General features: G+C 69.4%; 11 protein-coding genes. 5 read left to right on the top strand and 6 right to left on the bottom strand.

Annotated features, from left to right (window positions below):
- From VFF46_RS36285 to VFF46_RS36300, 4 genes are all read right to left on the bottom strand, one after another.
- A partial coding sequence (locus VFF46_RS36285; protein ID WP_325041788.1) for an aldo/keto reductase occupies positions 1 to 454 on the bottom strand: 454 nt, incomplete at its 3' end.
- 21 nt (positions 455 to 475) lie between these two features.
- Positions 476 to 1,762 (bottom strand): glycoside hydrolase family 32 protein, encoded by a 1,287-nt coding sequence (locus VFF46_RS36290; protein WP_325041789.1) that lies wholly within the window; start codon positions 1,760 to 1,762, stop codon positions 476 to 478.
- 11 nt (positions 1,763 to 1,773) lie between these two features.
- Positions 1,774 to 3,798, bottom strand: a complete 2,025-nt coding sequence (locus VFF46_RS36295; RefSeq protein WP_325041790.1) for a methylmalonyl-CoA mutase family protein — start codon at positions 3,796 to 3,798, stop codon at positions 1,774 to 1,776.
- Between the two features lie 86 nt (positions 3,799 to 3,884).
- Positions 3,885 to 4,208, bottom strand: coding sequence for an STAS domain-containing protein (locus VFF46_RS36300; RefSeq protein ID WP_325041791.1), 324 nt, complete (start codon positions 4,206 to 4,208; stop codon positions 3,885 to 3,887).
- 126 nt (positions 4,209 to 4,334) lie between these two features.
- Between VFF46_RS36300 and VFF46_RS36305 the strand changes: the two genes are divergently transcribed.
- The 3 genes from VFF46_RS36305 (at position 4,335) to sppA (ending at position 7,427) form a co-directional block, all read left to right on the top strand.
- A complete protein-coding gene (locus VFF46_RS36305) occupies positions 4,335 to 4,670 on the top strand; it encodes a hypothetical protein (RefSeq protein ID WP_325041792.1) in 336 nt (111 codons plus the stop codon).
- A gap of 81 nt (positions 4,671 to 4,751) precedes the next feature.
- Positions 4,752 to 5,696 carry a hypothetical protein gene (locus VFF46_RS36310; RefSeq protein WP_325041793.1) on the top strand — a complete coding sequence of 315 codons (945 nt, stop codon included), beginning with the start codon at positions 4,752 to 4,754 and terminating at the stop codon, positions 5,694 to 5,696.
- Positions 5,697 to 5,774: 78 nt separating this feature from the next.
- On the top strand, positions 5,775 to 7,427 hold the full coding sequence (gene sppA / locus VFF46_RS36315) for a signal peptide peptidase SppA (protein WP_325041795.1): 1,653 nt from the start codon (positions 5,775 to 5,777) through the stop codon (positions 7,425 to 7,427).
- On the opposite strand, the gene VFF46_RS36320 is transcribed toward sppA, so the two are convergent.
- Positions 7,424 to 8,005: a cob(I)yrinic acid a,c-diamide adenosyltransferase gene (locus VFF46_RS36320; RefSeq protein WP_325041796.1), complete on the bottom strand. Its 582-nt coding sequence runs from the start codon at positions 8,003 to 8,005 to the stop codon at positions 7,424 to 7,426. The genes sppA and VFF46_RS36320 overlap by 4 nt on opposite strands.
- Positions 8,006 to 8,054: 49 nt before the next feature.
- On the opposite strand from VFF46_RS36320, the gene murA reads away from it, so the two are divergent.
- Both murA and fabV read left to right on the top strand, forming a co-directional pair.
- Positions 8,055 to 9,341 carry a UDP-N-acetylglucosamine 1-carboxyvinyltransferase gene (gene murA / locus VFF46_RS36325; protein WP_325041797.1) on the top strand — a complete coding sequence of 429 codons (1,287 nt, stop codon included), beginning with the start codon at positions 8,055 to 8,057 and terminating at the stop codon, positions 9,339 to 9,341.
- Between the two features lie 81 nt (positions 9,342 to 9,422).
- A complete protein-coding gene (gene fabV / locus VFF46_RS36330) occupies positions 9,423 to 10,598 on the top strand; it encodes an enoyl-[acyl-carrier-protein] reductase FabV (protein WP_325041798.1) in 1,176 nt (391 codons plus the stop codon).
- On the opposite strand, the gene VFF46_RS36335 is transcribed toward fabV, so the two are convergent.
- Positions 10,585 to 11,235: DUF3516 domain-containing protein (locus VFF46_RS36335; protein ID WP_325041799.1), on the bottom strand; the 651-nt coding region annotated here is incomplete at its 5' end. The two genes, fabV and VFF46_RS36335, sit on opposite strands and share 14 nt — an antisense overlap.

Genomic DNA, 11,235 nt, shown 5'->3' on the forward strand with positions numbered 1-11,235 from the left:
GGATGCGGGCCACCTTGCCCAGCTCGGCCAGCTCGGCGGCGCTGAAGTTCGAGATGCCGATGCCCTTGGTGAGGCCGGCGTCGACCGCGGCCTCCATCGCCGGCCACGCCCACGTCGGCCCGCCCTGTGGCCAGTGGATCAGGTACAGGTCGAGGTAGTCGGTGCCGAGCCGCTCCAGGCTCTTCTCCGCCTCGACCCGCGCGTCCTTCCCGCCCGGGTAGAACTTGGTGGTCAGGAAGATCTCCTCGCGCGGTACGCCGCTCTCCCGGATCGCCTTCCCGACGCTGGCCTCGTTGCGGTACGCCTGCGCGGTGTCGATCAGCCGGTAGCCGGCCTCCAGCGCCCACCGCACGGCACGCTCGCACTCGAGCCCGTCGTTCACCTGCCAGACCCCGAGCCCGAACACCGGGAGCTCGGTTCCGTTGGACAGCCTGCGTGTGCTGGTCAAGGTCATGTACTCCTTCTACCAGCCGGATCAGCGATCCGGCCACATCGACGCGAGACTGTGCAGGGTCGCCGCGACCTGGACCGGCGCGGTCGCGGTCAGTACCAGCCCGCTGCCGGCCGGCAGGTAGCAGCGCGAGATCGACACCTCACCGTCGTTCGCGAACACCTCGACGGAGGTCCGGTCGATCAGCACGCGGACGGTCCGCAGCCTGCCCGAGACCTCCTGGGACGCCACGGTGGTGCCGGTCAGCTCCGTCGTCGTACCGGAGACGTCCACGGTCAGGGTCGCCCCGGACGGGATCTCGACGTCGAGGTGCAGGTCAGCCTCGACCGGCCCGTCGGCAAGAACCCGGTCGGCGCCCGGCTTCACGATGCCGGACCAGTGCGTGCTGCCGGCGTACAACGTGGTCAGCTCGCGGACCGGGGTCCGGAACAGGCGCGGCTTCCCGTCGACCGTGCGCAGGGTCAGCTCGCACGGGATCGTGACCTGCTGGTTGAACGGCATCCCGGGATAGCGGCCGTCCCGCATCCACGCGGCCTGGATCCGGCGGCCGTCGCCGGTCTCGGTGTTGTTCCAGGTCTGGGTGGCGTAGAAGTTCGGTCCGGCGTCCGACAGCAACTGCCCGGACTCCTCGGTGTACGCCGTACCGTCGAACGTGCCGACGGAGTACTTCCCGTCACCGCGCACCAGCACCCACTTCGGGTCTCCGTCGTCGAGCGGGAGCTCGAAGAAGTCCGGGCACTCGAAGCTGTCCGGTACGACGTTGCCCGTGCGGGTCCAGTGCAGCAGGTCAGGCGACGTGAGCAGGTGGTACTGCTGGTCGCCGTACAGCAGCATCACCCAGTGGTCGTCGTACCGGAACACCTTCGGGTCGCGCTCGGGCATCCTCATGATCGGGTTGCCCTCGTAGTGCTGCCAGGTGCGGCCCTTGTCGAGGCTGAACGACAGGCACTGGCTCAGGTTGTCGTTGCGCGACCAGAACGCGACCATCGCCGGCCGTTCCGGGTCGGGCGACAGCCCGGACGTGTTGCCGTAGTCGATCACCACCGAGCCGGACTGCACACCGGTGTCGGGAGCCTCCTCCCAGAACGCGGGCGGCAGCTCGGTCCAGTGCACCAGGTCGTTGCTGACGGCGTGGATCCAGCACTTGTTCCAGCGCTGGGCGAACAGGTGGTACTCGCCCTCGTAGTACACAAGACCGTTCAGGTCGTTGAGCCAGCCCTCTTGGCGCTTGCCGGGCTCCAGCAGCTCCGGCCCGAACTGCCTGGCGGTGAAGTGCTGCTGCGGCCGCCACTTCTCGCCGTACAAGGTCACGGACCTCGACACTACAGCTTGTTCGCGTGCCGGATCACGTCGACGACGTCGGCCATCATGCCGGTCAGGTCGTAGTCCTTCGGGGTGTAGATCGCGGCCACCCCGGCGGCCCGGAGAGCGGCGGCGTCGGCCTCCGGGACGATGCCGCCGACCACCACCGGCACGTCCTCGAGACCCGCCTCGCGGAGACCCTCGACGACCTGCGGGACCAGCTCCATGTGCGAGCCGGACAGGATCGACAGGCCGACGCAGTGCACGTCCTCGGCGACCGCGGCGGCGACGATCTGCTCGGGGGTCAGCCGGATTCCCTGGTAGATGACCTCGAACCCGACGTCCCGGGCCCGGACCGCGACCTGCTCGGCGCCGTTCGAATGACCGTCCAGGCCGGGCTTTCCGACCAGGAAACGGAGCCGGCCGCCCAGCTCGGCAGAGGTCGCGCCGACCTTCTGCCGGACCTCGGCGATGTCCCCGCCCGCGGACTGGCCGATCGAGCCGGACACGCCCGTCGGTGCGCGGTACTCGCCGTACATCTCCCGCAGTACGCCGGCCCACTCCCCCGTGGTCACGCCGGCGCGTGCGCATTCGAGCGTGACCGGCATCAGGTTGTCGGTCGTCTTCGCCGCGGTGCGGAGCTTGGTCAGCGCGGCCTCGACGGCGTCCTGGTCGCGGGCGGCGCGCCATTTGTGCAGGGACTCCAGCGCGGCGGACTCGGCGGCCGGGTCGACGGTCTGGATCGCGGTGTCGAGGTCGGCGGTCAGCGGCGACGGCTCGGTGTTCTCGAACTTGTTCACGCCGACGACGATCTGCTCACCGGACTCGATCCGCTGCCGGCGCTCGGCGTGCGACGCGACCAGCGCCTGCTTCAGGTACCCGCTCTCGACCGCGGCGACCGCGCCACCCATCGCCTGCACGCGGTCGATCTCCTCCCGCGCACCGGCGACCAACTCGTCGACCTTCGCCTCGATCACGTGCGAGCCGTCGAAGATGTCGTCGTACTCGAGCAGGTCCGACTCGTACGCCAGAACCTGCTGCATCCGCAACGACCACTGCTGGTCCCACGGCCGCGGCAGCCCGAGCGCCTCGTTCCAGGCCGGCAGCTGTACGGCCCGCGCCCGCGCGTTCTTCGACAGCGTCACGCCGAGCATCTCCAGCACGATCCGCTGCACGTTGTTCTCCGGCTGCGCCTCGGTCAGGCCGAGCGAGTTCACCTGGACGCCGTACCGCAGGCGGCGCGCCTTCGCGTCCGTCACGCCGTACCGCTCCAGGGTCAGCGTGTCCCAGAGGCGGACGAACGCGCGCATCTTGCACGTCTCCTCGATGAACCGCACACCGGCGTTCACGAAGAACGAGATCCGCTGTACGACGTCCCCGAACCGCTCCGGCGGCACCTGCCCGCCGTCACGGACCCGGTCCAGTACGGCGATCGCGGTCGACAGCGCGAACGCCAGCTCCTGTACGGGCGTGGCACCGGCCTCCTGCAGGTGGTAGCTGCAGATGTTGATCGGGTTCCACTTCGGCATGTTCGCGACCGTGTACGCGATCACGTCGGTGGTCAGCCGCAGCGAGGCGTCCGGCGGGAACGCGTACGTACCGCGGGACAGGTACTCCTTGACGATGTCGTTCTGCGTCGTACCGGTCAGCTCGTCCGGCAGCGCGCCCTGCTCCTGCGCTGCGACCTGGTACAGCGCGAGCAGCCACATCGCGGTCGCGTTGATCGTCATCGACGTGTTCATCTGCGCCAGCGGGATCCCGTCGAACAACGCCCGGACGTCCCCGAGGTGCGCGACCGGCACGCCGACCTTCCCGACCTCCCCCTTGGCGAGCGCGTGGTCCGCGTCGTACCCGGTCTGCGTCGGCAGGTCGAAAGCGACCGACAACCCGGTCTGCCCCTTCGCCAGATTCCGCCGAAACAGAGCATTGGACTCCCCCGCGGACGAGTGCCCCGCGTACGTCCGCATCACCCAAGGTCGATCGGCCATGTACCCGAGAGTAGGACTACGTGACCTTGTGAGTCTGCCCCTCGTGACTGGCGTCACCAGGGGTCTGGATCACACAGGTCCCGCCTGGTGGTCAGACGCCGTGCCGAGTGCCGCGCAGTAGGCGCGGGGCCGCCAGGCGGGACCTAGGCACTGATCGGGAGTGGGGTGCGTTCGACGTTCAGGACGCGGTGGAGGCGGGTGACGGCGAGGATGCGGACCACCGAGGGCATCGGGTGCCAGAGGACCAGTTGGCGGCCCAGGAGCTGGGTGCGGCGGTGGGTGGCGACCAGCAGGCCGAGGCCGGTGGCGTCGACCGCGTCGACCTCTTCCAGGTCGACGATCACGTCGCCGGCCGAGGTGTCGATGAGGTGGTTGAGGGTTTGACGGACGTCGCCGACCGAGCGCACGTCCAGGATTCCGGTCAGGTGAACCACGTTGTCGGGCTTGCTGTACGTCGGTGCGAGCATGTCCGTGCCCTCCGCTCATCCGGCGGCCCCCGAGTTCCATCGGCCGCGTGACAGCTTGTGTTCGTAAAGACTCCCCGAAGACACGGAAGGTTGCCAACACCTCACGATCTTTTGATCCGCGAGACAATGGTGAGCGTGCTGCCCGAGGAGTACTTCCTGTTCCCGGTCGTGGCCATCGCCCTGGCCGGTGTGATGGTGCTGCTGTGCCGCTGGGCGTTCTCGAAGGCGAAGGGCGGGTCGCTGGTCCGCCGGGTCGACCAGACCCCCGCCGAGCGGGACACCTTCGGCCTGCTCACCGACATCCGCACCGTGGCGTCGTACAACGAGGCCCGTGTGCTGGTCGCCCGCCTGAAGACCTTCGGCATCAAGGCGACCGCGGCCCGCACGACGGACGGCTGGACGGTGTACGTCTGGCCCCACGACGAAGCCGCCGCCCGCGGCTTGCTCGACACTTCTTCCTGACGACCGGCCTGCACCAAATCCGTAACGGTCCGTGGTTCCGGTAACAGCGAGTACACGCCGTCCGATGTACGGACCATGAGAATGCGACGTGTTGCCCTCGCGCTGGCCGGGCTGGCCCTGGTCACCGCAGCAGCGGTACCAGCAGCCGCGACCGCGGCCAAGCCCGGCCGGGACTCGTTCCGGGCCGCCGGCAAGAGCGCCGGAAAGCTCCCCACCACCAACGCCCAGGCCGCGGCCACCGCGTGCGGCCTCGCCGCCGGTGCCGTCAACGCGACCGGAACAGCCGGCGGGTACGACGTGACAGCCACCCGGCCGGTCACGGTGAACCCGCTGGACCCGTACAAACTGTTCGGCGTCCGATCGAGCGCCAGCTGGTACCTGGAGAGCTACGGTACGACCGACCTCTTCCACGGCCTCGTCCTGCAGGGGGACAACCTGTACGGCGCCATCACCACGTACAAGGGGACGGCGACCACGCCGACCGTTCAGGCAATCAAGCTGGGCACCGGCTGGCGCGGGTTCAGCCAGATCACCGACTCCAACTACCCGCACGGCACGAACGCGCAGACATTCCTCTACGGCCTGCACGCCAACGGCTCGCTGTACCGCTATGCGGTCGAAGACAAGGCGCGATCGTTCGGATCGGCGCCCGGGTTCGGTTCGGTCAAGGCGATGACCCTGATCGCGGAGACCGCGACGTACGACACCCTGCTCGTGCTGACCAAGGGCGGTGCGCTCTACACCGTGCACGTGCCGGTCACGCTGCCGATGAAGCCTGTCGTGAAGCAGGTGCGTGCCTCTGGGTTCGCGGCGTTCGACTCGCTCGTCGCTCAGCGGTGCGGCGCGACCAGCACGTTGCTGACCGCGTTCGACCACGACACCAACACAGCCACCGTGTACGCCGTCAGCAAGGCCACTGGCACCAGCACGCTCATCAAGAGCTACGGCACCTTCAAGGCCACGTTCGGGGCCAAGGTGCACTTCCTGCTGACCGGCTCGGGCGGGCCGCAGCGCGTCGGCGAGTGATCCAGCTGTAACCGACCTGTCCCCGTCCAGCCGTGCTGGGCTGGGACAGGTCCTTTTCCGAGCGTCTAGGGTCGGAGTATGGGGACACTGCTTGAGCTGGACCTGACCCGCGGCGTACTCGAGACGCCACCCGCTTCGCCCGTGGCCGCGTTCCGGATGCGGCACCTGCCAACGCTGCGCGAGCTGGTCGGCGCACTGCGGAAGGGCGCCCGTGACGACGGTGTCGTCGGTGTGGTCGCGCACCTCGGCGGCCACCGGCTGTCACTCGCACAGGTGCAGGACCTGCGTGAGGCGGTGGCTGACTTCCGTACGTCGGGAAAGCCGGCTGTCGCGTGGACCGAGTCGTTCGGTGAGACCGGCCAGGGCACCGTCCCCTACTACCTGGCGACGGCGTTCGACGAGATCTGGCTGCAGCCGTCCGGCGACCTGGCGATCACGGGCGTCTCGGTGCAGGCGGTCTTCATCCGCAGTGCGCTGGACAAGGCCGGCGTGATCCCGCAGTTCGGGAAGCGGCGTGAGTACAAGACCGCGGCCGACACGTTCACCGAGCGCGAGATGACCGGGCCGGCCAAGGAGATGGCGGCACGCCTGGCGGAGTCGGCGTACGAGCAGATCGTCGAGGGCATCGCCGTACGGCGACGGCTGGACACCACACGGGTCCGGGAGCTGGTCGACAGTGCGCCGCTGGCTGCGCAGGCCGGTCTGGACGCGGGGCTGGTCGACCGGCTCGGGTACCGGTCGGATGTGTACGACGAGCTCGAGAAGCAGCTGCAGTACGACGACAGGCTGCTGGTGGAGCGGTACATCCGGCGTGGGCCGCGGACACTGGACGAAGTACGCAGGACGCTCCCCTGGCCGCAGAAGCCGCTGGTGGCTGTCGTGCGGGTGACTGGTGGTATCTCGGTCGGCCGCAACTCCAACAGCCCCATGGGCGGCCCTGGCTCCGGCTCAGACACCGTGGGCGCCGCACTGCGTGCCGTAGCGGCCAATGACCGCGTGAAGGCGGTAGTGCTCCGCGTTGACAGCCCAGGCGGCTCGTACGTCGCTTCTGACGCGATCCGCAACGAGGTACTGCGGCTGCGTTCCACCGGGCGGCCCGTGATCGCGTCGATGGGCAGTGTGGCCGCATCCGGCGGGTACTTCGTGGCGATGCCGGCTGACGTGATCGTGGCGCAACCGGGCACGATCACCGGTTCTATCGGCGTACTGACCGGCAAGGGCGTCGTACGGGATGCACTGGGCCGCATTGGGATCTCACAGCAGGCCGTGTCCGAGGGTGCGAACGCACAGATGTACTCGGCGCAGGAGGAGTTCACCGACGAGCAGTGGGCGCGAGTGGAGGAAATACTCGACCGGATCTACAAGGACTTCGTCGCCAAGGCTGCACAGGACCGCGGGCTCGCTGAGGAGCGGCTGGAGTCGCTGGCGCGTGGCCGGGTGTGGACCGGCGCCGACGCACACAGCCACAAGCTGGTCGACGAGCTGGGCGGTTTCCAGCACGCGCTGACGCTGGCGTGCAACCGGGCCGGTCTGGACCGCGACGAGATCGCCGTGACCGCAGTACCGCACCGCAACCTGTTGAGCCAGCTCAAGGCGCCGACGACGACCGATGATCTGGCAGTCACCGCGGCGCCGTTGACACTCGACGGCCTGACCACCGGTCTCTACAGCGCGCTCGGGCTGCCGCCTGCGGGAGTACTGCGGATGCCGTTCAACTGGGAGATCGGCTAGTCCCGCTCGCCGCCGGGGACCCAGAGGACGTCGCCGCCGGAGGACAGGTTCGCGACCCGGCCGAGGATGAAGAGCAGGTCGGACAGGCGGTTCAGGTACGTGATCGCGAGCAGGTTGATCGACGGGCCGTGCGCCTCGACGGCGGTCCAGCCGGCCCGCTCGGCGCGGCGGACGACGGTCCGGGCGACGTTCAGGTACGCGGCGCCCTCGGTACCGCCGGGCAGGATGAACGAGCGGAGCTTGGTCAAACGATTGTTGTACTCGTCGCACCAGCCTTCCAGCCGGTCGACGTAGTCCTGGGTGACGCGCAGCGGCGGGTATTCCGGATCCGGCGTGATCGGGTTGCACAGATCCGCGCCGACGTCGAACAGGTCGTTCTGGATCCGAGTCAGCAGCACCGCGATCGCACTGTTCAGGTGCCCGGCGGCGATCGCCACCCCGATCGCCGAGTTCGCCTCGTCGACCTCGCCGTACGCCGCCAGCCGCGGGTCGGTCTTCGAGGTCGTCGAGTTGTCGCCGAGGCGGGTCTCGCCGGCGTCACCGGTGCGGGTGTAGATCCGCGTCAAGTTCACAGCCATGCCAGGACTCTACGCAAAGACCCGGCCGGTCAAACGCTACAGTCGACCGGTGGAACGGTTTCGAATCGCGGGTGAGGCACGGCTCGACGGCGCTGTCGAGGTGGCCGGAGCGAAGAACAGTGTGCTCAAGCTGATGGCGGCGGCGCTGCTCGCCGAGGGTACGACGACGCTGCGGCAGGTGCCGGGGATCCTGGACGTCACGTTCATGGCCCAGCTGCTGGACACACTCGGCTGCTCGGTGAAGGTGGACGCGGACCAGGGGATCGCGACGATCGCCGTACCGGGTGCCATCGGGCACCAGTGCGACTACGAGCTGGTCCGCAAGCTGCGGGCCTCGATCTCGGTGCTCGGCCCGCTGCTGGGCCGCTGCGGCCGGGCGGAGGTGGCGCTGCCGGGCGGCGACAACATCGGCTCCCGCGGTCTGAACATGCACGTCGCCGGGCTGGAGTCGATGGGCGCGAAGGTGCACATCGAGCACGGGTTCGTGATCGCCGAGGCGCCGCAGGGGCTGCACGGCGCCGAGGTCTGGCTGGACTTCCCGAGCGTCGGCGCGACCGAGACGATCATGATGGCGGCGGTGCTCGCGAAGGGCACCACGATCATCGAGAACGCCGCCCGCGAGCCGGAGATCCAGGACATCGCCGCGATGCTGGTCGAGATGGGCGCGCAGATCGACGGCGCCGGCTCGCCGCGGATCGAGATCACCGGCGTGAACGGGCTGCTGAACCCGGTCGACCACACCGTGGTCCCGGACCGGATCGTGTCCGGGAGCTGGGCGTTCGCGGCCGCCATCACCAAGGGCGACGTGACCGTCACCAACGGCCACGCGGAGCACCTGGAGCTGCCGCTCGACAAGCTGCACCGGGCGGGCGCCGAGATCACCGTGCTGAACCCGGGCTTCCGGGTCCGGATGCACGACCGGCCGAAGCCGGTGGACGTGGTGACGCTGCCGTACCCCGGGTTCGCGACCGACCTGCAGGCATTCGTGATCGCGCTGAACGCGCTCAGCGACGGCGCGGCGATGGTGACCGAGAATCTGTTCGAGGGCCGGTTCACGTTCGCCCAGGAGCTCACCCGGCTGGGCGCCCAGATCCAGACCGACGGGCACCACGCGGTGGTCCGCGGCGTACCGCGGCTGTCCGGCGCCCCGGTGGTCGCGTCCGACATCCGGGCCGGTGCCGCACTGGTGCTGGCCGGCCTCGCCGCCGAGGGCGAGACGCTGGTATCGGCGGCTCACCACGTGCACCGCGGCTACACCGACTTCGCGGGCAACCTGCGCCGCTTGGGCGGGGACGTCGTCGTCGAGCCGGACGACGCGGAGATGTACTGGAACTGAACCGGAACCGCACCGGCATTCTCCGCGCACTCTTCCGGAACTCCGGCCGGATCGGCCGATCCGGCGGGTTAGGGTCTCTGCATGAGTGCGCGTGTGGTGAAGCCGGTTGGGCGAGGGTTCCTCTTTCTTGACTCGCACCCTGCTGGGTGCGCGCGAGTGGTGCGGGAGATGGTGGCGGAGGTCGCGCCACGATCGCCTGAGCGGCGTACGGCGCTGGTGATCGGGTCCAGCTCGGGCTACGGGCTGGCGACCACGATCGCGGGCCTCGCGCGGTTCGGGATCGACGGGGTCGGCGTCTGCTTCGAGAAGGCGGCGACGGCCCGCCGGACCGCGACCGCCGGGTGGTACCGGACCGCGGAGACCGCCGCGCTGGCCGCCGAGCTCGGCCGCTCGTGGACGTTCGTGAACGCGGACGCCTTCGCGGACACCACCAAGGACGAGGTGCTCGACCTGGTCGCCTCGCACCTCGGCGGTATCGACCACCTGATCTACAGCGTCGCCGCGCCCCGGCGGACCGACCCGCGCACCGGCGAGACGTACCAGTCGGTGCTGAAGGCGATCGGCGCCCCGCACAGCACCAAGAGCCTGGCCTTCGAGGACGGCGAGCCCGTGCTGCAGGAGGCGGTCGGGATCGAGGTCGCGACCGACGACGAGATCGCCCAGACCGTGAAGGTGATGGGCGGCGAGGACTGGACCCGCTGGGTCACCGCGCTGCAGGAGCGCGACCTGCTCAAGCCCGGCTTCAACACCGTCGCGCTGACGTACATCGGCTCCGAGCTGACCGGCCCGCTCTACCGCCAGGGCTCGATCGGCGCCGCGAAGGCCGACCTCGAGCAGACGGCGTTGAAGCTCGCCAAGGACGGGGTGACCGCGATGACCTCCGTCAACGGCGCGGCCGTCACGCAGTCGTCGTCGGCGATCCCGGGGATCGGCCTGTACGTCAGCCTCCTGCACCACGTGACCGCGTTGCAGACGCCCGTCCAGCAGTCGGTCGCGCTGTGGGATCAGCTGACCGGCGAGGCGCCGCTCGACCTGGACGAGGAGGGCCGCATCCGCCTCGACCGGTGGGAGTTGTCCGACGAGGTGCAGGGCGCGGTCCGGGCGCAGTGGGAGGCCGCGACCCAGGACAACATCGCCGAGGTCGCGGACGCCGCGTGGTTCCTCTCCGAGGTACGCCGGCTGTACGGGTTCGAGGTACCGGGGGTGGACTACGAGGCGGAGACCGAGGTCGACGTGGTGTGGCCTACAACGGCTTGAACGAGACCAGCTCGAGGACGAGTTCGGCCGCCTCGTCGGAGGCGGCGAGGTCGACCGTGGCGGTGATGCGCCAGTCGTGGTTGCCCTCGGGGTCGTCGATGATCTGCTGGACCTCCCAGAAGCCCGGGTGTTCCTCGACCAGGAACAGTGCCGGGCCGCGGGCCTCCGGGCCGGTGCCGACCACGTCGTGTTCGGCGTAGTACGCCGTACCGGCCTCGGCCCAGCGGGCGGCGTCCCAGCCGGCTTCGGTGTCGAGCTGGCCCAGCTCGGCCCAGCGGTGCAGGGCGAGTAGCTCGACCCGGCGGAACATCGCGTTCCGGACCAGGACCCGGAAAGCCCTGGTGTTCAAGGTGATCCGGCGCGGGCCCGCGGGGGTCGGTGCGACGGCGACCGCGTCGGTCGGGTTCGTCAGTTCCTCCCACTCGTCGAGCAGGCTGGAGTCGGTCTGGCGGACCACCTCGCCGAGCCACTCGATCAGGTCGGTCAGGTCCTCGTCGACCTTGTCCGGCGGCACGGTCTGCCGGAGCGCCTTGTACGCGTCGCTCAGGTACCGCAGTACGACGCCCTCCGAGCGCGCGAGACCGTAGTACCCGATGAACTCGCCGAACGTCATCGCCCGCTCGAACATGTCCCGGAC

Origin of the sequence: Kribbella sp. (assembly GCF_035655035.1) — a bacterium.
Taxonomy (GTDB): domain Bacteria; phylum Actinomycetota; class Actinomycetes; order Propionibacteriales; family Kribbellaceae; genus Kribbella.

What these genes read in the sequence shown, in the direction of transcription:
- VFF46_RS36300 (WP_325041791.1), bottom strand. Translation starts at nt 4,208, where the DNA reads ATGCTCGCACCGACGTACAGCAAGCCCGACAACGTGGTTCACCTGACC.
- VFF46_RS36305 (WP_325041792.1), top strand. Translation starts at nt 4,335, where the DNA reads ATGGTGAGCGTGCTGCCCGAGGAGTACTTCCTGTTCCCGGTCGTGGCC.
- VFF46_RS36310 (WP_325041793.1), top strand. Translation starts at nt 4,752, where the DNA reads ATGCGACGTGTTGCCCTCGCGCTGGCCGGGCTGGCCCTGGTCACCGCA.
- sppA (WP_325041795.1), top strand. Translation starts at nt 5,775, where the DNA reads ATGGGGACACTGCTTGAGCTGGACCTGACCCGCGGCGTACTCGAGACG.
- VFF46_RS36320 (WP_325041796.1), bottom strand. Translation starts at nt 8,005, where the DNA reads ATGGCTGTGAACTTGACGCGGATCTACACCCGCACCGGTGACGCCGGC.
- fabV (WP_325041798.1), top strand. Translation starts at nt 9,423, where the DNA reads ATGAGTGCGCGTGTGGTGAAGCCGGTTGGGCGAGGGTTCCTCTTTCTT.